A 20,486-nucleotide genomic window follows, 5' to 3' on the forward strand; every position below is an offset into this window, starting at 1 on the left:
CGTCTCCGGACCCCAGGCCAGCACCAGAGACGCAGCCCTCGGCGAAGAGCTGGCATCCTCGGACACAGACTCGTCGTACCACGACTCAGCGGATCAACCCGGCTTGGTAGGTGAGAGCGACGAGTTGGGCCCGGTCTCGTGCGCCTACCTTCATCATGGCTCGCGAGACGTGGGTCTTGACGGTGAAGGGCGAGACGAACAGCTGCTGGGCGATCTGTTGGTTGTCTCGGCCTGAGGCCGCCGCGATCACGACGTCGCGCTCGCGGGGCGTCAACTGGGCGAAGGTCGCTGCAAGAGCCTCGTCGACGGGAGCCGATGCCGTCTGTGCGACCTGCTCGATCAGGGCCGCGGATGCCCTGGCCGACAGCACGCCGCCGCCCTGGGCGACGTCGACGATCCCGGCGATCAGCTCCGTCGGACCGACGCCCTTGCTGAGGAAGCCGTTCGCTCCGGCGCGCAGGGCCGCTATGACGACGGAGTCGTTGTCGAACGTGGTCAGGACGAGGATCTTGACATCGGCGGTCGTCTCGTCGGCACGGATGCGTCGGGTCGCCTCCACGCCGTCGATGCCCGGCATGCGGATGTCCATCAGCACGAGGTCGACAGGATGCTCCTTGACGTAGTCGACTGCCTGCAGGCCGTCCTCCAGGTCGGCCACGACCTCCGTGCCGTCGCTCGCCTCGAGCATCCCCCGCAGCCCGAGTCGGATCATCAGCTGGTCGTCGACGATGAGCACGCGCACGGGAGCCTTGCTGCCGCCCGGCATGGGGTGGTCGATCATGAGTCGTGCCTTCCGTCGATGTCCAGGGTCACGGTCACCGTGAAGGTCGCCTCGTCGGCGGCGACGTCCACATCTCCGCCCGCACTGCGAGCCCGCTCGGTCATGCCCACCAGGCCCAGCCCGGCACGCCTCCCGGCGACGACGACGTCGGTCCGCCGGTCGTTCCGCGCACGGATGGTGATGGTCGCGTTCACCAGGAGGACGTCTAGGTCGACCGTGCCCCTGCCGTACTTGAGCGCGTTCGTCAGTGCTTCTTGCACGATCCGGTACACGGCGGTGTCGATGGTCGCGTCGAGACCAGGAGGCAGGCATGCCAGTCGTGCCCGGACGTCGAGGCCCGTGCCCTCGAACGACGCGACGAGCGCCTCCAGTCCCGCGGTGCCGGGAGCCGGTCGGGTGTCGTCGTCCGACGACGGGCCGGAGGCGCGGAGCAGCGACAGGATCTCCTGCGTCTCGCGGAGAACGGCTTGCACCCCGATGCGTGCGTCTGCGAGAGCTCGTCGGGCGGCGTCCGCCCCCGAGGGCAGGCTGACCTCGGCGACGCCGAGGTGCATGCTCACGATGGCGACCTCGTGGCCGACGACGTCGTGCAGGTCCCGCGCGATCCGGAGCCTCTCCTCCGCGACCCGGCGGTCGGCCTCGGCCTCACGCGTGAGCAGGGCGTCCCTGGTGCGTTCTTCGAGCGAGCGCCAGTAGCGGTGTTGGCTGAGCAGGGCGCTGCCTGCGGCCGCGCCGGCGATCGACGTCGCGGCCGCCAGCGTGACCTCGGGCTGGGCGATCTGGAACGAGAGCGCGAGAGCCTCGGACAGTGCGGTCACCAGCGCGGTCACGAGACCACTCCTGACGGCCGAGACACCGCGGACGGTGGCGGAGAACACGGTGAAGACCGCGATGGTCCACAAGGTGATCGGGTCCCACCCGGCGAGACCGCTGGTCAACGCCCCGCCGAGGACGAAGACGAGCCCTGCCCAGGCGGATCGGCGCGCGACGATGACCCCGACCCCCGCGAGCGCGAACGCGAACCAGGCGCCCACGGGAGCCGCTGAGGACGTGCCCAGCAAGTGCACGGTCTCTCCCGCCAGGGCGGCCAGCGACACGACGAACGCGGTCCTGTCCAGGGTCGCAGGTCGGCGGTACCAGGGCTCGGGCCGGAGGTACTGCTCAGCACTGTCCATCGTCACGGTGTCATCCTGTCCTGTCTCGGTCGGATCTGTCGTCATGCGCGAGGCACGCCGGGCCTCGGTGGAGAGGTCCGGCGTGCCCTGGGCCAGCGGGGTCAGGCGTCCACGAGCTCGCGATCCGGCGTGCGGGCCGGGCTCTCCGCGTCGTGAGCGTCGAGGGCGTGGCCCTCGATGTCGAGACGCGGGATGATGCGGTCCAACCAGGCCGGGAGCCACCACGCGGCCTTTCCGAGCAGAGAGAGCACTGCCGGCATGAGCACGAGTCGGACGATGAACACGTCGGCCAGCACTCCGACGACGAGGCCGAACGCGATGGAGGCGGCGATCGCCATGGTGCTCGACGCGAACCCGGCGAAGACCACGGTCATGATCGTGCCAGCCGCCACGAGAACGGGGGCCGACTTGCTGAACCCGGCTACCACCGCCTCCTTCGGGGTCATGCCCTTCGAGTGCATCTCCTGGATGCGGGACACGAGGAACACCTGATAGTCCATCGCGAGGCCGAACAGCACGCCGACCAGCAGGATGGGCAGCAGGCTGAGCATCGGGTCGCCCTGGGGGGCGGGGATGATGGCATCGAGCCAGCCCCACTGGAAGACCGCGACGCTGCCGCCGAAGGACGCCAGGAGCGACAGGAGGTAGCCCAGGGTGGCGACGATCGGGATCAGCAACGAGCGGAACATGACGGTCAGCAGGACGAGCGAGAGCACCGCGATCACGATGACGTACTTGATCAAGGCCTGGTTGAGGGCGGCCGACTCGTCGATGTAGATGGCTGCCTCACCGGTCACCTCGAGGGTGACGCCGCTCACGGAGGTGTCGTCGCGGATCGCCGAGACGAGGTCGATGGTGTCGTCGTCGATCGGGCTGCCCGTCGGGATGACCGTGTACATCACGGCGTCGCCGCTGTCGGCGATCTGACCAGGGGTGACTGACTGGACCCCGTCGAGGCTGCTCAGTTCTGCGGCCGTGGCTGCGGCGTCCTGGGCGATGTCCGTGCCCTCGGCGAGGACGATCAGGGGGCTCTGGACGCCACCGAACTCGTCGAGGACCAGGTTGTACGCGGCACGTTCGGTGGACTCTGGATCGGTGCCGCCGGGCACGTTGTACGCCGTCTTCATGCTCAGCGTGGGCAGGGCGACGACGACGAGGACGACGACGCCGGCGACCACGGCCAGGACCGGGTGCGTCACGACCGTGCGGGCCCAGCCGGCGAGGAAACCACGGCGGGCGGGCTCGTCCGCGAGTCGTGCAGTCTCACGGAGGTGGCGCTCGCGTCGAGGGAGGGCACGGCGTCCGAGGGTGCGCATGAGCACGGGCAGGAGGGTCAGGGCGATCAGGACGGAGATCGCGACGGCGACCGCTGCGGCGACTCCCATCTCGGTGATCGCCCGCATGTTCACCACGACGAGCCCGACCAGGGCGACGATCACGGTGAGCCCGGCGAAGACGACCGCGGTACCAGCCGTGCCGACGGAGCGAGCAACGGCGTCCTCGACGTTGCGTCCGTCGCGCAGTTCGGAGCGGAACCGGCTGAGGATGAACAGGCTGTAGTCGATGCCGACGGCGAGGCCGAGCATGGCAGCGAGGATGAGGGTGTTGTCGCCCATGGGGAAGAACGCGCCGTAGGTGAGGATGCCGACCGTGCCGAGACCGACACCGAAGGCCGCGACGAGCAGGTTGGCGCCGGCTGCCAAGAGCGACCCGAACGTGAGCACGAGCACGAGCAGGGCGGCGATCACGCCGACGGCCTCGCCGATGCCTGCTTCGGGAGCCTGGGTCTCGAGGAGGTTGCCGCCGAGTTCGACGCGTACGTCGCCGGTGGCCGACTCCTGCAGGTCGAGCGCGGCGGCGTAGTCGGCCTCCTTGTCGGCGGTGTCGCCGAGGCCCCCATAGGACAGGGTCGCGACGGCGACGGAACCGTCGGAGGAGATGTACGGCGCAGCGGGGTCCAGGGGGTTCGTGACCGCAGCGACACCGGGCAGCTTCGCGGCGTCGGAGAGGGTGTCGGTGACGACGGCCGAGGTGGCAGGGTCGGCGACGGAACTGCCGGCGGGTGCCTCGAACACCAGCTGCAGCGAGTCCGCCGCAGGGTCCTGCGCGCCACCCATGGAGGGGAACTCGGTCGCGAGCCGGTCGAGGGTCTCCGAGGCCGCGGTCGACGATGATGCTGTCTGTGCCGCTGCCTCCGGCTTGTCGCGAGTCGAACCGATGGCGAACGCTCCGATCAGAGCGGCGAACAAGACCAGCCAGATGCCGGTGACGATGAACCGGTGCCGGGCGCTGAAGCGCCCGATCCGGGAGAGGAACAGGGACATGCGGACTCCTTGAGAGCGAGAGAGGTGGGGGGCCAGGGTCTGCTCACCCCGGGATGACCCCATCGTTTCTCGATCCGATGACCCGGCCGTCGTCTGTCGGGATCGACCCGTGTACTCCAGATGGAGTAGGTCCTGGCGCTGGCGGATGGAGCCGTCCCGCCCCTCGAAACATCAAGAGCCCCCACCGGCGCGGTGGAGGCTCGTGGTGTCGGGCCATCGCCCGTGCTCGAAGCGGAGAGCGGCCGTCACTCGGCAAGGAGCTGGATCATGTCGATCGGCTCGGTCGGCGTTTCCCCGGTGGCGTCCACATGCGGTGCAGGCCTGCCGTCGGTACCTGGAGAATGACTGACGGGGGCCATCAGATCGCCGCGACCAGAACGAGCTCTGGTCCCTCGATGCGCACGGACCATTGGTCTGCTCCCACCCCGTCGCGGCAGCTCGAGGCAAGCCCCCACAGCGACCTGGGCGTCACGAAGTCCCCTCCCTCTTCCGCCAGCCTGTTGACGAGTCTTTGCCGATCGTCGAGGCACCTGCCCTGCCCTGACTCCGGAACAGGCCGCGAAGCTTGTCGACGACGCCCTCGAGCGCAAATGGTTTGGTGATGTAGTCGTCAGCACCGGCCCCGAATGCATCGAGACGATCGTCGAGGTCGGACCGACCAGTGAGGAACACCACGGGGGTTTCAAGCCCCTGTCGACGCATCTCGAGGACGACCTCGACGCCACTCCCGTCCGGCAGCATCATGTCGAGCACGACAGCGTCAGGACGCTGCTCCTCGAGCATCGCGATGGCCGACTCTACGGACGCAGCCGACTCGACCGACCAGCCCTCGAGCTGCAGCGCGATCTCCAGCAGGCGCGTGATCGGTTCTTCTTCATCGACGACGAGGATGCGCAGAGCACGCGTGCCCCACCCAGACTCACGAAGTCGGTCTCCGCTGGGAACCGACACACGTGCCATCAGATCACCGTGTTCGGCGATCATCGTCAGGAAGCCGTTCGCTCGCCGGACGCAGTCGAGTGCACCTGGCTGGGCTGATTCGTCATGGCGGCAACGAGAGCGAGCACCGCCAGGCCGATCGCGTAGACCACGTGACCGACGACGAGCGAGAGGACCCAGACGACGATCAGGGCCCAGCGTGCCGGGGTCAGCGCAGTCCGCATGATGCGCCAGCGGTCGCGGCGGGCTCGGCGAGGGGTGGTCGTGATCTGCTGAGCCGCGGTGCGGGCTGCGACGGGGGCGAAGTAGGCGGACGTGTGGCTGATGGTGGTCATCGATGTCTCCTCGAGTGGCTGCGGCTTCTGGTTCGTCCAAGGTTCGCGGACTTGGCTCGCCTCCGCGTCGTGCCATGAGACCAGGAACACGTACTCCGTTCGGAGTACGTCTCGAGCTCGGTGTCGGACGCCTCGGGCACGGGATCCCTCGCCCTGCGGCAGCGACGACGCTCGGCCCTCGTCGAGCGTCGGCTTCTACAGCGATACGGGGGTTGTCCCTGCGGCTGGCGTGTCGTCAGCCGTGCCGGTCGTCGGGACGAGGGCGAGTGACGTTTCACCGCATGCCTCGGATAGCCACCGTCCTCGGCACAGGACCTGAGAAAGAGCGCCTCAAGTCGACCGCTGCCATCCCCTGCAGGCCCAGAAGCACAAGCGCCGGCAGTGCTTCACGAGCCTGGATTCGGCGGTCGCCGAGGGAGAACTGAGATCCGTGCAGCCCGGTGGGACGGACCCACGTCTCCGAGTTCAGGGCCCTGAAGGCCATGGGACGTTTCTGGAGTTCAGCGTCGAACGTCGATGAGCACTTGGTGTCAAGCCAATCGGGAGATGACTAGCCGCGCATGGATGGAGATGCACCTCACCTTTCAATCGAATCTCCGCGACCTCGAGCTTGTGGCTGTCGGCGAGGCGGCGGAGACTGAGGTCGAATGGCGGTTCCCGGCCTCAGACGGCGTCACGCGATGGCCAGGCGTGCGTCGACTCGTCGACCTTGTCGGTTCGGCGCGAGCCGGATTCCTCCTCGTGGAGCCCGCCGTAAAGCCCGGCGACACGTACCGCTGGGCGCAATGCACCGGGGGCAGCCGCACGCCGCTCCTCGTCGAGGTCGGCTTCGACAGCGGTGTGGGGATCGTCGCCCCGGCTGGCGCACGGACCGCCGAACCGGTTGTCGTTACGCGTGCGGGTGACGTCTGGCCGCACGCTTCGGTTGCCGACCCGAACGTGCTGTTGGACCCTGCGACGTGCGTAGACGTGTTCTTCTCGTGGCTCACCTGGGGACGCCTACCCGCGGGCTTCGTGATGCGGCCAGTGGACGGTTACAAGCTGCCCGCTCCCTGATGCCGCGCACAGAGGCGAGGCCTGAGGGGAGCAGTAGGGCTGGCGAAGTCGCCGTGGCACGTCGTGGGCCTTTCTCACGTCCCCGAGGTGGTCAGCAGAGCATGACCCTACCCGCGAGAATCCGGCTGCCGATCGAGCACGCAGCGTGCGGTCGACGTATGAGTTTCAGCCGGGTCCCGGGGCAGTTCGCGCATGGGTGACCCCCAGGCCGGTTCTCTGCCACCTGCTGGCTTGCAGATGGCGCTGAACCGGCCTGCCTCACCGATCTACAGGATCTTCGGCGTCTGGCGCGCGCGCCGTCGAGCGACCGTGCGCTCGATCGCGCGGCCCCTGTTCATGGTGTCGGTGTGGTCTGCGAACTGCTCGGGGGTGAGCTCGTCGGTACCGGTCACCTCGACCACGATCGCCCAGCGGTACCTCTCGTAGTCGTCCATCTCGTTCGGGGTCATGAGGGACGACGGGTCGATGCGGTTGCGGGACATGTGGTTCTCCTTGGTGTTGTTGGTGTGGTGCGTTGCGACGGATGAGGTGCTTGGAACTGGTCGGGATGCGGCTGCAGGTGCGGCCATGGACTTGCCAGGTGGGCCGCATGAGCGGGTACTCATGGTGGTCATTCGCCGATGAGCTCGGCGAAGCGGCAGGTCTCGTAGTCGTGGTCGGTGTGCCTGTAGCTCCGGGCGGTGACGATGGTGACGGCTGCTGCTCGGACCTCGTCGCCTTCGGCGCCTCCCAGCTGCGGGCGGAGGCCAGCGGCGCGGAGCTCGTCGTCGTACTCGACGGTGGCGAGGATGACGTCGCAGTAGATGCAGGTCTTGCGGTGGGTGTTCATGGTTGTTCCTTCTTGTTTGCACGGGCGTGCGCCGGGATAAGTGGATGGCCGTTGGTGGCCCCTGGAGTGGATGTGGGGCAGAGAGCGCAGTTTGTTTAGGCCGCGGTCCTGAGGTCCCGCAGCGAGTTGCGCAGGGTCTCGTGAGCTGCGCGTCGCAGCTGAGACACTCGGGCGGAACTGACTCGTAGTTCCGCTGCCGTGTCTTTGCCGGCGACGTCCGCGAGGCCCTGGAGGACGATGTGGCGTTGCGGGGCCGGCAGCTGGTTGATGGCCCGGTGCACATCGAGGGCGACCTCTGCCCGGGCCATGCCCCGGTCACGAGATGCTGGCTCTCGTTCCCAGCCGAGGACGTCGAGGGACAACGCCTCCCGCCACGGCTGCATCGCAGTCCTGGCTTCGCTCTTGCCCCCTCTTCCCTTGAAGACATGCTCGGGAATGGAGACCTGCGAGACGAAGAGGCGGACCTCATGCATCATCTCGGCCCGCACGTACGAGGCCGCGTAGGCCGGGAACTGGGGTGCCTCTGACGCTTCCGAGGACGCGTCCGGGGCGAAGGCTGTCGCCGCCTTGGCGGCGCCGAGCCAACCGCTGGCAACGAGGTCGTCCCACTCGACGGTCGGATGCGTCCTCGAGACGGTGGCCGCCTGTGCGAGGACGAGAGGGCCGACCGCGTTGGCCAGCTCGAAGGTCGCCTGCTTCGAACCAGCGGCGATACGGCGCGCGAGGTCGAGTTCGCGCTGGCGCGTGAGCGCCCGGGTGGTGCGGAGGAAAGTGATGGCCACGGTGTGTCCTGAGGTGAGTAAGCGTTTGCTCAACCGGCCGGACGATGCGCCGGATGGCGGTCGCTTGAGTGGCAGGTTCACAACAGAGACATGAGGCGAAAAAGGCGGTTCCCGGAGGAGGTCGGGAACGGGGCTGACCCCAGTTCAGGTGACAGGTCATGAGGTGTTCCTTTCGTCGGTAGGACGCGGGTGCTCCTACCGATTGGGCATGCGGCAGGTTGGGTGTCAGAGGTCGAAGGCGCTGGCGGGCAGGACGTAGCCGCGGGGTCGGGTCTCGCCCGCGATGGCGCGGGGGGCCTTGCCTCCCGGGGTCGTGCCGTCCTTGACGAGGCTGAGGAAGCCTGCGTTGAGCTGCCCCATCGGGAGGCCTTCCAGGGCGAGGTTTCGCCGCTTGAGGTCTGTGACGGCCTGGTTGCGGAGGACGACGTACTGGCGGTCCTCGGAGAGCACGCCGACTTCGAAGCGGGTGGGCTCGTAGACGCCGGCGGTCGCGGTGCGGGCCGTCCACTGCCATCCGAGGCGCGTCGCTTCCTCGCCGGTGGGCATGCTGCCGTCGTGCAGGGCGATGTGACCGGTCTTCGAGGCGATGGTGTCGCGGGCGGCGTTGACGATGGCCTGCGCGGGGTTCGCTTCCAGCACGAGGGCTGCGTTCGCCCCGGCGAGGTCGTCGAGCGCCTTGACGACGTCCTCCTGGGTGGGGATGAGGTCAGCGAAGCCGGCGGTCTCCGCGAAGAGGCGGAGCATCGCCCAGCCGGCACCGATCACGGAGGCGTTGCTCGCGGAGCGGCCCGCCCTGGGTGCGTTCTCTGTTCGGAGACGCTCGTTGCTGGTCCGGAACTGCCGGAGGGTGCCGGCGTCGTCGAGGCGGCTGGCGAGGAAGCGGATGTAGGCGCCGTAGATCGCCTGTGCAGCAGCCGGGTGCGCCTCGCGGAAGGTGTCGAAGGGGGATGCGTCTCGGGGCGTCATCGCGACGGCGCCCGGAGGGAGATCGATGGCCAGGATGCGGGAGAGGACACCGACTCCCCCGCCGGGGAGGGCTTCCCCGGAGATGATGGCGCAGGTCTCGGCTTCGGAGGCGGTCTTGAGTCCGCCGTCGACGGTGGATTTGGCCCCGGAGCCGGCACCTCCGTAGCTGGCCTGGACGACGTTCGCGACGGCGAGGTTGACGACGTCGGCCTTCCGGCGGTCCTGGGGGACCCTGAAATCGTCGTGAATGCTGACAGCGTGCCGAGCCCACTTGGCGGTGATCGAGGCCCCGAGCGCAGTAGCGCTCGGCAGGGAAGAACCCGTCCACGAGGAGAGGTAGGCGTTGCCCGTAAGGAACGCCTGGAAGGCGCGGAGCAGCTGCGTCTTGCCCGCGTCCGGCGGGCTGACCAGGAACACGCTGGTCCGCTCCGAGAGCGCCAGCGGGGCAGCGAAGGCAAGGCCCAGCATCGCGAACGCTGCGTGGCTCGTGGGCGTGATGGCGAGGAACGCCGGGATCACCGACGCCGCCGTCCGGATGGCCGCGGCGTCCGAGGGGAGGTCGGGGAAGCCGTAGGCGAGCTGCGCTTCGAGGAGGGAGTCCTCTTCGCTTCGGGGTGGGCTGCCGACGGTGAAGCCCGGGACGGTTCCCTGGGCGTCGACCGATCCGGCAGGCGCGAGGTAGGTCCATCCCCCGCCGTCGGGCTTCAGCCAGCCGAGAGTGCCGTAGGCCTCGACGACGTCGGTGCCACCGTCGGTGCCGAGCTCACGCAGGGCGTTGCCGACTTGCTCGCGGGCGACGGTGCTGATGGGGAGGCTCACGCCGACGTCGAGGCGGTCGACGACTGTCTTCGCGGAGTGCGCTTCCGCAGTGGTGAAGCCCGCCTGGGTGCGCACCCGTCCGTCGGACCTCGCGAGGGTGACGGTGACCTTGGCCTCGGCGGCGATGACCTTCCGGCCCTGTGTGTCGACGGTGAGCTGCTCGGTCTTGCGGCTCTTGAACGCGACCCAGCTGCTGATGCGCTCGAGGCGTTCCCCGTGCGTCAGGTCGGGCAGTTGGAAGCGGACGGTCTTGTAGATGCCGTGCCGGGTCTCCCCTGAGGCGGTGTCGTCCCAGACGTAGGCGCGTAGTCCGTCCTCGAGTTCGAACCGGGCGGGTACACGGTCGGCCACGGCACGAGCGATGGTCAGAGGCGCCTCCGCCGCGGCCGGGGTCGACGTGGAGGTCGGGCCGAGGAGGTCCAGCAGCGCAGCCTCGTCGGCGGCTTCGGCAGCGTCGTCAGCCCACGCCCCCACGGGTGCCAGAACAACGGCCTGCGGCCCGGTGACGGTCGCCACGGGCGTCACTGGCGCTGGCGCCAGCGAGACTGTCTGCGGCGCTGGCGTGATGCCGAACGCGCGGAGCACGTCAGGGGCGAGCACGGCGGGCAGGCTGGTGAAGAACGGCAGCGGCCAGGTCCCGCCGCGTTCGCCGTCCGCGACCAGGCGAGCAGCCCTCCGGTACCCCGTGGGGCCGCCGAGGGCGTGGGCGAGGAGGTCGAAGGACGACCAGGAGTGATTCTGCCCATTGAGCCCGAAGACGCTCTGGATCGCGGTGTCGAAGATGGTCAGCCGCTCCGGCTCACCGTTCCTGGCCCGGTAGATGCGGGCTGAGTCCAGCGGCCCGAGATCCCCGTCGGGGCCGGGGAACGTCAGTCCGTTCTGGGGGCGCTCGTCGGCACCGAAGACCGCTTCGGCGAAGACGCTCACTGGCACGGTCAGCGCGAAGCGGTCACCGACACGCTCGGACGTCCCGGGAGTCGAACCGGCCGCCGCGGGCAGCGGCTCAGTGCCCCGGGTCTTCGTCCGTCGGGGTTTCAGCGGTGACGCCTCTGGATAGCGGGTCAGAAGCTCGGTCGTGGAGTAGCGGGGGCCGTCCGCGAACTCGAGCCGGGTGCGCCGGCCCTGGTTCGCGTTCCAGGTCCCGGCGGGGCGCAGGATGCGGGCGGCATCGGCCAGGACTCCCGCGTCGATGTTGAGGACGTCCTCGCCTGCGAGCTGCATCCAGAACTTCTTGTGGGCCTCGAGCAGGGCGGCGCCGTCGGGGGTGTGCGGGTCGAGGAGGTCGTCGAGGACGAAGTAAAGGTGGACGCCGCCTCCGGTGAAGACCTTGACGGTTGCCGGCGGAGCAGCATCGATCCATCGCTGCGCCTGTTCCTTCGTCGGGTTCCTGTCGCCGGCGGAGTGGCTGCCCGAGTTGAAGTCGATGTCAACGAACAACGCAGGCAAGGCGACAACGTCGGCCTTCCTGCCCCGTCCCGGCCCGAAGCTGGGGCGGAGTCCCCCGACTCCCACCCAGACGTTGTCGCCCTTGCTCGCGGCCGTCGCCAGGACGTCCCAGGCAGCTGATGCGTCACTGATGGGGACGGCCGCGATTCCTCGGAAGGCCCCCCTGCGGCCGGTGACCTTGTCGACGGCCTGGCTGCAGATGCTCATGACCGTGCCTGTGGGCCACTCGTGACTGCCCCAGATCGCAGCGTGCTGCGCTGCCCAGTCCTGCTGGTCGAGAGCGATGCTCTCGGTGGTGGTTTCCCCCATGGTCGATCCCTTGTGATCCCGTCTCCGGGGCACCGCCACTCGGCGGCACACAGGGGAAAGGGGGCAGGAACGACGGAAAGTTAAGTGCCGGACTCATCTTTCTCTGGGGGCCGAACCCAACACGGCAGACGGGGGGTGGGCAGCCAGCTGTCGAGGGCCTGGGGCAGGTGACCGGAACAACGTCGGCTGGCGGGCAGGAACCTGCGAACCGTGGAGCCGGCTCTTGCTTCTAGATCTGCTGGTCTGGAGAGAAGAGAAGAGCTAACAGGCCTGCATCCTCGGGGGTTTGGCGCTGCCCCAGGTGCTGGCCAAGTCGTGTCCCAGCCCTGGACCGCTGGCCTGATCTCATGCAAGCCAAGGAATCTCGAGTGGCGGCTTAACTTCTGCCCGATCGTGACCCATCTGATGGGTGAGGGAGAAGAAGCCCCTCGTCTCCGCAAGAGACTCACCTGCGCCCCATCGAGGGCGCAACACGTAGGAAGAGAACAGCATGTTCGAACAGCCCATCCGCCGCCCCCGCTACGCCGGCAAGTTCCAGGAGTTCGTCAGGACCTTGGACCCGGTGTCGCGCCAGAACCTCGCCCGGCTCCTCGACGACGACGACCTCACGGCCGCTGACCTGCAGCTCACCCTCAGCAGCAACGGTCTCGAACTCGGAACTACGAGCATCAACCGGATCCGGGCAGACCGGAGGGCGGACCGCGAGGAGGCTGCCCGAGCGGAGCGCGCAGCCCGGCGCCGTCAGGCCAGCACGCGCGGCTGAGCCAGGTGGGCGCCAGACCTTAGATCGAGATGGCGCCCACCCGCAGGTAGCCACTGCGGGCGAGGCTCAACAACAAGCCAGAAGCCGTCTGATGCTGAAGAGTCATGACATTGCCCCGGGGAGGCTGCCACCCTTCGGTGCCCGGGTGGACGAGAACGAGCGGTACGTCGCGGCGGAGCCACGGAGCCGAATCCCGGTCAGTGATGGTCCGGTCTCTGGTCAGTCGGTCGATCTCTGCCATCGTGCAGCCGTCAAGCGAGAACGTGCCAGCTGTCGTCGCCCGCTGCATCGATTCCGCCTGAAACTCAGTCGCAGCTACGACAGCGATCGCTCGCATCGCGGTCGGACGGTCGACGCCTTCACCGAAGTGCAGGTCGATGAGCGCCTCGATGATCTGGTCGGACGTACCGGTGAGAACCTCACCACGAGAGCCAGGACCACTGGCATGGAGGAATGACTTCTGCATGCTTGCGCCATGCGCGGCGAGCTGCCTGGCGCCCCGGAAAGCCGTAGCAACGCTGCTGGACCACGAGTTGCGACCTGCCGCGCATGGTGCTGGCGAGCCGGCGCCCGCCGGCGGAACCTGACCAGGAACGAAGCCATGCCCGCCATCCTCGAAGCCCCCCGGCCAACGACTCTCCTCACCGCAGCCGACCTCGCCCGTGAATTCCACGTCACCCTCTCGACGGTCCGGTCTTGGCGCCTCAAGGGACTCGAGGGCAAGCCTGGCTACGGTCCCGTCGGATTCACGGTAGGGCGCCGCGTCCTTTACCGGCGCTCCGATGTCGACGCTTGCATCGCCACCAACTCGGGAACGCGCTGATGGGCAGGAAGCCACTCGAGGTCGGTCACTACGGTCACATCCGAACGGAGATGCTGGCCAAGAGCAAATGGACAGCGACTGCCACGATGCGGGACTCCGAGACGGCCACGAGGCGAATCTCGGCGCAGGGTTCCTCCCCTTCTGAGGCAAAACGGCTCCTCAAGCTGAAGCTCGAGGCCCGCAAGGAGGACAACGAAGCACAGGCGGTGTTGGGTCTCAAGCGTGCCGAGGACGAGCGCCAGGCGGCGGACGAGGCGAAGCGTGCGCTCAATCGGCGAACCTTCGCCTATGTGGCACACCGATGGCTGAAGGCGGCACGCTCGAAGGGCATGGCTCTGTCGAGTCTCGTGCGATACCAGGACCTATTGCGGCTCCATTTAGAGCCAGCTTTCGGGGACGAAGACATCTCGGCCATCGACATCGTGCAGCTCGACGACTTCCTTCAGGAGTTCGTCGAACGCGGGCAGATTTCTCAGGCGCGCTCTCTCCGCAGCCTGCTCATGAACGTCTTCGGCTACGCGCACAAGAAGCAGTTCGTCCCCTTCAACCCAGCCCGAGCCACGGATTCCATCAAGCCCAAGACGAGTACCCCGACTGCCCTCACTGGCGTCGAGCTTGAGAGCATCCGAGATGCGGTCGCCCGCTACATGCGACCTGAACCTGGGCGTGGAGGCCCCACGCCTAGCGTGCCCGTCGACCTCATCATCGACACCATGTTGGGCGGCGGAGGACTGCGCATCGGCGAGGCGCTCGCTCTGCGCTGGACCGACCTCGACCTTGAGGGTGAAGAGCCGACCCTGCGGGTGCTCGGAACGACCGTCGAGGTGAGGAACGACCAGAACAACGGAACGGGCCTGCACCGACAGCCACGCACGAAGACGAAGTCGAGCATGCGCGCCGTCCGCGTGCCGGAGTGGCTGCGTACCCGGCTCGCAGAAGCGCCTCGAAACCCGAACAGTGACCTCGTCTTCTGTACCAAGTCGGGCAAGCCTCTTTCTCGCAGCAACGTCTATCGAGCACTGAAGAAAGCTCTGGACGATGCCGGCATCGAGCACTTCGTCCTCCACGACCTGCGCAAGACCGTCGCAACGGCTGTGGACAAGTACGAGGGTCTCGCCGCCGCCAGCAGCATCCTGGGTCACTCCAACACGGTCATCACCCAGGCCTCATACGTCGAGCGAGCCGAGCTCAAGGCCGACGTCCGAGCCACCCTCGATGCTTTCGCACCTCGGTAGAAGCAGCGAAGCAAGCTTGCTTGTTGGGCTTCAGCAACTCGAGCCAGCCCAGCAGGAGACATGGCCCTACGTGTGAGTACTGGTGCCACTGACCGTTCGTAGCAGCAGCTGCCCGGGTGCCGGATTGGATATACGGCAACCAATTGCTGGACGTCTTCGTGCGACCCTGTCTGGTGGTGTCGGGGACTTGTGCGAGGCTGCCGATGACGCGTCCTGACCGATGTGACGCCGCTTGCTTGGGGGATGAGCATGATCGAACGAGTCAAGATCCGCGGTTTCCGAAAGTTCCGCAACCTGGACTTTCAGCCGCATCCGACGTTCAACGTGTTGGTGGGGAACAATCAGTCGGGGAAGTCCACTCTGCTTGAAGCGATCAGTCTCGCGGTCACGGGCCGCGTCAACGGCCGCCCAGCGAGCGAAGAGCTCCACCCGTATTGGTTCAATCGTGGTGTCGTCGCCGAGTTCTTCGCCGATCGGGCTGCCGGAGCAAATCCAGCACCGCCGACGATCAGCATTGAAGTGACGTTGCGGTCCAAGCCGGAATTCGCCGAACTGGTCGGTGCGAACGATCTACTACAACCGACTGGACACGCACCAGGCGTCCGGCTCGTTGTCCGACTCAACAAGGAGTATCAGGCGGAGTTCGACGCGTACGTCAAGGACCCCAAGACTGCGCTACTGCCTACGGACTACTACACGGTTGAGTGGAGCTCATTCCAGAACGTTGTTCTCGCGCAGCGGCCTCGCGCGATGCGGCTCGCGATGATCGACGCCCGCACCGTGCGATCCGGTGCCGGCGTCGACTACCACCTGAGGCAGATCGTCGGCGAGCACCTCAGCGCGGACGAGCAGATCACCATCTCTGCAGCCTTCCGGCAAGTCAAGGAAACACTCGCCACGGATCACCTCGCCGGCGTGAACACAAAGCTCGCCGACGGCGACGAGCTCCTGGACGGTGGTCGAGTGTCGCTGGCGATGGATCACTCCTCAAGAACGTCGTGGGACAGCAGCGTCGTTCCCCACGTGGACGAAGTGCCGTTCGCGTTGGCCGGGCAGGGGCAGCAGGCGGTGGCGAAGATCGTTCTCGCGATGCGCCGCCACGCGGAAGCTGCCGCCGCGGTGATGATTGAGGAACCTGAGAACCACTTGTCGCACGCCAACTTGAACGTGCTGCTTGACCGCATTGACACGCTCTCCCATGCAGATCAGCAGGTATTCGTCACTACCCATAGTTCGTTCGTGCTGAACCGACTCGGGATTGATCGACTCCGGCTGGTGTCCGATGGCACCGTGCAACCGTTCGGCGCGCTGCCGGCCGACACCGTCGGCTACTTCCGGAAGTTGCCCGGTTTTGACACACTCCGCCTCGTTCTTGCCGATCGGCTCGCCCTCGTTGAAGGGCCCTCGGATGAGCTGCTCTTCGACCGGTTCTACTCCGACCAGTATGGTCATCGCCCCATCGATGACGGCATTGACGTGTTCTCGATGCGCGGCTTGTCACAGAAGCGTTTCTTGCAGCTAGCTGCACTCGCCGGTAAACGGTGCGTGATCCTCAGCGACAACGACGACCGCGAGCAGACGGATCTGGACCTTGTCGTCGCTGGGCTGGGCGACCTAATCAGTGACGACCGGCGGCTGCTCTTCGGCACCGTCGGACACGGCACAACATTGGAGCCGCAGATCCTGCACGTGAACGACGTCGACACGCTCCGCGAGGTTCTCGCAAAAGCAGCTCATGTCGACATCCAAAAGTGGATGGGCAACAACAAGACCGAAGCAGCGTTGCGGATCGCAGACTCTGCAGTGACGCTGACGGCACCGTCGTACTTCGTCGAGGCGATGGAGTTCATCAATGAGCGGTGAGCTCGTCCTTGCGGTCGCCGGGTCGCGTAAGACGCAAGGCATTGTCGACGCCTGCGCTGACGCGCCAGCGGGGAGCCGGATACTCGTAGTCACCTACACCGTGAACAACCAGTTGGAACTACGGCGCCGGTTGGCCGCGGCCCGACCCGCTGCAACCGTCGATGTCTCCGGCTGGTTCATGTTCCTACTACTCAATGTCGTTCGCCCATACATGCCCTTCATGTTCCCTGGGCAACGCGTCACTGGCATGGACAATGACAGTCCATACCAGCAGTACGTAGGTAGGGAGGAGCGCCGCCGCTACTTCACGTCCACCGGTTCTGCGCGCCGTGTTCATCTTGCGAACCTGGCGGTGCTGCTACTGCAGCGTGCTCATGCCCTGCCGCTGCGCCGGTTGGAAGCGTTGTACGACCACATCTACATCGACGAGGTACAGGACCTCGGCGGGTACGACCTAGAAGTGCTGGACTTACTGCTCGGAGGCACCGTCCCGCTGACAATGGTCGGCGATGTTCGGCAGGCCGTGATCTCAACTAGTCCCGAAGAACGCAAGCACAAGCAGTTCAAGAACATGAACGTTTGGCGCTGGTTTCAAGAACAGGAACGCAAGAACCAATTGACCATCACGCAACGGCACGAAACGTGGCGGTGCCATCCCGAAGTCGCTGCGTTTGCCGACGACCTCTTTCCGGACACGTGGGGCTTCGAACGGACGGTATCGCGGAACACCCGGCGCACCGATCATGATGGCTTGTTCCTGGTGCGCACCGAAGACGTCGACTCCTACATGACGGAGTTCGCTCCGCAGCCGCTGCGCTGGGACAGCAAGTCAGCGAAAGCGTTTGACCACATCGACTTCCTCACGTTCGGCACTTCGAAGGGCCTAACCCGGCAACGGATACTGATTTTTCCGACGGAGAAGATGCGGAAGTTGCTGCAGAAGGGTGAACCGCTCGAGGACTTAGCCGCTGCAAAGCTCTACGTCGGTGTGACCCGTGCTGAGCAAAGTGTCGCGTTCGTTCTGGACAGGCCAGGCGAGTGCGTGCATCCATACTGGGCGGCGACAAGTGCTCCCGCCGAGCCAGACTCGCCAGAACATGTCGCCACAGCCGTAGTCACTGCGTCCGAATGAGCGCCTCGGAAACAGATCGGTTGACCACCGCGAAGATGCGTGGGTGTCGCGGCCCGCAGGTCGACGCAAGCAGTCCGACTGGATATCGGCGCCACTCCACGCAGTGGCATCGTCTTGAGCATGCGTGTCCGGCCCGGCCGGCCGTGCGGCTGAGCACTCTGGCAAGTCGAGAATGCAGGAGAAGCGTATAAGTGGAGTTTTCAACGAGTGGCTGGCAGAAAAGCAAAAGGCCCGGTCTCCGACCGGGCCCTTCCTTGTGTTCTGTGCGCCTGGAGGGACTCGAACCCCCAACCTTCTGATCCGTAGTCAGATGCTCTATCCGTTGAGCTACAGGCGCGTTTCGCTGGCCGATTGGCCAGAGGAAACACTACACGAGGGAGGCGCGGGGCGCGAATCGAGGCCGACCCGCGCCTCCTCGGGTGTCGTCAGTAGGTGTGCTTGCCTTCGCCGTCGCCCTTGTAGTCGCCGATCAGCTCGTCGACCTGGCCGGCCTCGGCCTGGCCGGGCCGGCGGGTGGGGCCGGCGTCGTCGGCCGGTCCGTCGTCGAGCGTGCGCGATCCGGTGTCGCCGTCGGGGTGGTTCTCGCTGGTGATCTCGACGGGACGGTCGTCCCGCTCGCCGACGGTGTGGTCGCCGTGCCCTTCGCCGCTGCTGTTGCCGCTGCGCTCGAGTTCGGTCTCGTCGGTGCCGTGCGGGTCGTCCGGGGTCTTCGTCATCGGGTTCCTCCTGCGTGCCGGGCTGTCCGGCCGTCGTGGTTCGAGCTTGCGCCGCGGACCCGCCGTCCGCCCACGACACCCACCACACTCACGGCTCGACGGACCGACGCGCGGCCCGGCATGAGCCGGTCGCACGAGCCCGCGACTCCACAACATCTCTTGCGCAACATCTCTTGCGCATCTAGGGTCGACCGCATGACCCCGCGCGAGACCTCCCGCAGCACCCTCACCGACGCCGCCTCGATGCGCGTGCTCGCCCACCCGACGCGATTGCGCCTCCTGGGGTTGCTGCGCGAACGCGGCGCGCAGACGGCCGCCCAGCTCGGCGATGCCGTCGACGAGGCCCCGGGCACGATCAGCTACCACCTGTCGAAGCTCGCCTCGATCGACCTGATCGGCCCGGCCGAGCCGCGGACGGCCGACCGACGCGAGCGCTGGTGGCAGGCCACCGCGCAGCTCACCAGTTGGGAGCCCGCCGAACTGCTCGACGACCCCGACCGCCTCGCCGCGTCGTCCGCCCTGCAGAAGTCGATCGGCCAGGCCTACGCCGCGCGCTTCGGCGAGTACGTCGACGCGACGCCCACCCTGCCCCGCGAGTGGGTCGAGGCCGGTGCCAGCGGCGACCGCAGCCTCCGCCTCACCGCCACCGAGCTCGCCGCCCTGCGCGGCGACCTCGAGGCCGTCGTCGACCGCTGGCTCGACGCCAGCGCCGCTCACGACCCGGCGGCCGACGACGGCGCCGAGCCGGTCGCGCTGGTCTACCAGGCCTACCGCCGCCCCTGAGGCCCGTCATGAGCGAGAGCAGACGAGCCGAGGAGGCGCGGGGCATCGACAGCGCCCCTCACCTCGCCCGCACCGACCGGCCCCGCGACGGGCGCCCAGGCCGCACCGACCGCGTCGCCCTGTCGTCCCTGGTCGCGGCCCACGCGATCTCGCAGACCGGCAACGTCGTGACGGCGTTCGCGGTGCCCTTCTACGTCCTGGGCCTCGGCGGATCGGGGGCCGAGGTCGGGCTCGCGGCGGCCTTCGCGACGGCACCGGTGATCATCGGCGGCCCGCTCGGCGGCGTCGTCGTCGACCGGGTCGGGCACCGGCGGGCGGCGATCGTCGCCGACCTGGTGAGCGGCGCCTCCGTCCTCGCGATGCCCGTGCTCGCCCTCACCGTCGGGTTGCCGTTCTGGGCCCTGCTCGCGCTCGTCTTCGTCGGCGGGCTGCTCGACACCCCGGGGCAGACGGCGCGCCGGGTGATGCTGCCCGGGCTGACCGAGCGGGCCGGGGTGCGGATCGAACGCAGCGTCGGCCTGCTCGACGGGTCCGAGCGCTTCGCCAAGATGATCGGAGCCTCGATCGCAGGGCTGCTCGTCGCCGCCGTCGGTCCGGTCGCGTCCCTGTTCGTGAACGCCGCCACCTTCGCCGTCTCGGCCGCTCTGACCAGGGCGCTCGTCCCCGCGCCCGATCCGGTACGTACCGGATCACCGAATCCGAGAGACGACCACCCGACAGAGCCGAGCGACGATGCCGAGCCTGCCCGCGCCTCCTACCTGGCCGACCTGGCCGAGGGCGCCCGGTTCGTCGTGAGCGATCCGCTGATGCGACTGATCGTCGCGCTCGTGCTGGTCACGAACCTGCTCGACGCCGCCCGCGGGTCCACCCTGCTGCCGCTCTACGCGAACGACCGACTGGGAGGCGCGGCCGCATTGGGGCTGCTCGTCGCCACCATGGGCGGGTGCGCCCTCGCCGGCAACGTGGCCTTCGGCTTCGTCGCGCACCGGGTGCCGCGGCGCGTCACCTTCGCGGTCTGCTTCACCCTCGCCGGCGGACCCTCGAGCCTCGCGTTCGCCCTCGGGGCACCACTGCCGGCGCTGGTCGCCGCGACGGCGCTCTCGGGACTGGCCGCCGGAGCCCTCAACCCCATCCTCGGCACGGTGCAGCTCGAACGCACCCCCGAGCACCTCCGTGGGCGGGTCTTCGGGCTCGTCAACGCGGGAGCCTGGGCCGGCATCCCGTTCGGCGCCCTGCTCGGCGGCGTCGCCGCCGACACGATCGGGCTGGCGGTCGCGTTCGGCATCGTCGCCGCGGTCTACACGACCGTCACGCTCGCCCCGCTCACCGGCGGCGACTGGCGGCTGATGGAGCGTCCACGGCCCCTCGACGACCGGCCACCTGCACCCTCGCTGTGAGTCCGGCCGACCC

At 67.6% G+C, this 20,486-nt stretch carries 18 protein-coding genes and 1 tRNA gene; 7 read left to right on the forward strand and 12 right to left on the reverse strand.

Annotated features, from left to right (window positions below):
* Positions 1 to 85 precede the first annotated feature (85 nt).
* The 5 genes from EDF50_RS13440 to EDF50_RS13460 all read right to left on the reverse strand — a co-directional run bounded on the left by EDF50_RS13440 (position 86) and on the right by EDF50_RS13460 (position 5,554).
* Entirely contained in the window at positions 86 to 781 is a 696-nt protein-coding gene (locus EDF50_RS13440; RefSeq protein ID WP_233569020.1) for a response regulator transcription factor, read from the reverse strand.
* Positions 778 to 1,956, reverse strand: coding sequence for a sensor histidine kinase (locus EDF50_RS13445; RefSeq protein ID WP_233570653.1), 1,179 nt, complete (start codon positions 1,954 to 1,956; stop codon positions 778 to 780). Before EDF50_RS13445 ends, EDF50_RS13440 begins: the two co-directional genes overlap by 4 nt.
* A gap of 101 nt (positions 1,957 to 2,057) precedes the next feature.
* Positions 2,058 to 4,280, reverse strand: a complete 2,223-nt coding sequence (locus EDF50_RS13450; RefSeq protein ID WP_123520030.1) for an MMPL family transporter — start codon at positions 4,278 to 4,280, stop codon at positions 2,058 to 2,060.
* A 468-nt stretch (positions 4,281 to 4,748) separates the two neighbouring features.
* Positions 4,749 to 5,264, reverse strand: a complete 516-nt coding sequence (locus tag EDF50_RS13455; RefSeq protein ID WP_123520031.1) for a response regulator — start codon at positions 5,262 to 5,264, stop codon at positions 4,749 to 4,751.
* 2 nt (positions 5,265 to 5,266) lie between these two features.
* The gene (locus EDF50_RS13460; RefSeq protein WP_148050059.1) at positions 5,267 to 5,554 is read right to left on the reverse strand and encodes a hypothetical protein; all 288 of its coding nucleotides are present in this window, start codon (positions 5,552 to 5,554) and stop codon (positions 5,267 to 5,269) included.
* 564 nt (positions 5,555 to 6,118) lie between these two features.
* Here EDF50_RS13460 and EDF50_RS13470 point away from each other — a divergent pair.
* A complete protein-coding gene (locus EDF50_RS13470) occupies positions 6,119 to 6,610 on the forward strand; it encodes a hypothetical protein (RefSeq protein WP_148076842.1) in 492 nt (163 codons plus the stop codon).
* 266 nt (positions 6,611 to 6,876) lie between these two features.
* Here EDF50_RS13470 and EDF50_RS13475 read toward each other — a convergent pair whose 3' ends face one another.
* The 4 genes from EDF50_RS13475 to EDF50_RS13490 form a co-directional block, all read right to left on the reverse strand.
* Positions 6,877 to 7,092, reverse strand: coding sequence for a hypothetical protein (locus EDF50_RS13475; protein WP_123520034.1), 216 nt, complete (start codon positions 7,090 to 7,092; stop codon positions 6,877 to 6,879).
* 128 nt (positions 7,093 to 7,220) lie between these two features.
* A complete protein-coding gene (locus tag EDF50_RS13480; protein ID WP_123520035.1) occupies positions 7,221 to 7,439 on the reverse strand; it encodes a hypothetical protein in 219 nt (72 codons plus the stop codon).
* A 95-nt stretch (positions 7,440 to 7,534) separates the two neighbouring features.
* Positions 7,535 to 8,221: a sigma-70 family RNA polymerase sigma factor gene (locus EDF50_RS13485; protein WP_123520036.1), complete on the reverse strand. Its 687-nt coding sequence runs from the start codon at positions 8,219 to 8,221 to the stop codon at positions 7,535 to 7,537.
* Between the two features lie 225 nt (positions 8,222 to 8,446).
* Positions 8,447 to 11,761 (reverse strand): hypothetical protein, encoded by a 3,315-nt coding sequence (locus tag EDF50_RS13490; protein WP_123520037.1) that lies wholly within the window; start codon positions 11,759 to 11,761, stop codon positions 8,447 to 8,449.
* Between the two features lie 490 nt (positions 11,762 to 12,251).
* Between EDF50_RS13490 and EDF50_RS13495 the strand changes: the two genes are divergently transcribed.
* Complete coding sequence (locus EDF50_RS13495) at positions 12,252 to 12,524, forward strand: hypothetical protein (protein ID WP_123520038.1); 273 nt, start codon at positions 12,252 to 12,254, stop codon at positions 12,522 to 12,524.
* 19 nt (positions 12,525 to 12,543) lie between these two features.
* Here the strand turns inward: EDF50_RS13495 and EDF50_RS13500 are convergent, their stop codons facing one another.
* The gene (locus EDF50_RS13500; protein ID WP_123520039.1) at positions 12,544 to 12,990 is read right to left on the reverse strand and encodes a hypothetical protein; all 447 of its coding nucleotides are present in this window, start codon (positions 12,988 to 12,990) and stop codon (positions 12,544 to 12,546) included.
* 407 nt (positions 12,991 to 13,397) lie between these two features.
* Here EDF50_RS13500 and EDF50_RS13510 point away from each other — a divergent pair, with 407 nt between their 5' ends.
* The 3 genes from EDF50_RS13510 (at position 13,398) to EDF50_RS13520 (ending at position 17,577) form a co-directional block, all read left to right on the forward strand.
* The gene (locus tag EDF50_RS13510; protein WP_158612726.1) at positions 13,398 to 14,582 is read left to right on the forward strand and encodes a site-specific integrase; all 1,185 of its coding nucleotides are present in this window, start codon (positions 13,398 to 13,400) and stop codon (positions 14,580 to 14,582) included.
* Positions 14,583 to 14,825: 243 nt separating this feature from the next.
* Entirely contained in the window at positions 14,826 to 16,445 is a 1,620-nt protein-coding gene (locus tag EDF50_RS13515) for an ATP-dependent endonuclease (RefSeq protein ID WP_123520042.1), read from the forward strand.
* Positions 16,435 to 17,577 carry a UvrD-helicase domain-containing protein gene (locus EDF50_RS13520; protein ID WP_123520043.1) on the forward strand — a complete coding sequence of 381 codons (1,143 nt, stop codon included), beginning with the start codon at positions 16,435 to 16,437 and terminating at the stop codon, positions 17,575 to 17,577. The genes EDF50_RS13515 and EDF50_RS13520 overlap by 11 nt, the downstream gene beginning before the upstream one ends.
* A gap of 264 nt (positions 17,578 to 17,841) precedes the next feature.
* Here the strand turns inward: EDF50_RS13520 and EDF50_RS13525 are convergent.
* Both EDF50_RS13525 and EDF50_RS13530 read right to left on the reverse strand, forming a co-directional pair.
* Positions 17,842 to 17,914 (reverse strand) — tRNA-Arg (locus EDF50_RS13525).
* An 88-nt stretch (positions 17,915 to 18,002) separates the two neighbouring features.
* A complete protein-coding gene (locus EDF50_RS13530; protein WP_123520044.1) occupies positions 18,003 to 18,293 on the reverse strand; it encodes a hypothetical protein in 291 nt (96 codons plus the stop codon).
* Positions 18,294 to 18,488: 195 nt separating this feature from the next.
* Here EDF50_RS13530 and EDF50_RS13535 point away from each other — a divergent pair, with 195 nt between their 5' ends.
* Both EDF50_RS13535 and EDF50_RS13540 read left to right on the forward strand, forming a co-directional pair.
* Positions 18,489 to 19,076: a helix-turn-helix domain-containing protein gene (locus EDF50_RS13535; protein ID WP_158612727.1), complete on the forward strand. Its 588-nt coding sequence runs from the start codon at positions 18,489 to 18,491 to the stop codon at positions 19,074 to 19,076.
* A gap of 8 nt (positions 19,077 to 19,084) precedes the next feature.
* A complete protein-coding gene (locus EDF50_RS13540; protein ID WP_123520046.1) occupies positions 19,085 to 20,473 on the forward strand; it encodes an MFS transporter in 1,389 nt (462 codons plus the stop codon).
* The last annotated feature ends 13 nt before the right edge of the window (positions 20,474 to 20,486 follow it).

This window comes from Frigoribacterium sp. PhB24, assembly GCF_003755185.1.
In the GTDB taxonomy this organism is placed as follows: Bacteria; Actinomycetota; Actinomycetes; order Actinomycetales; family Microbacteriaceae; genus Frigoribacterium.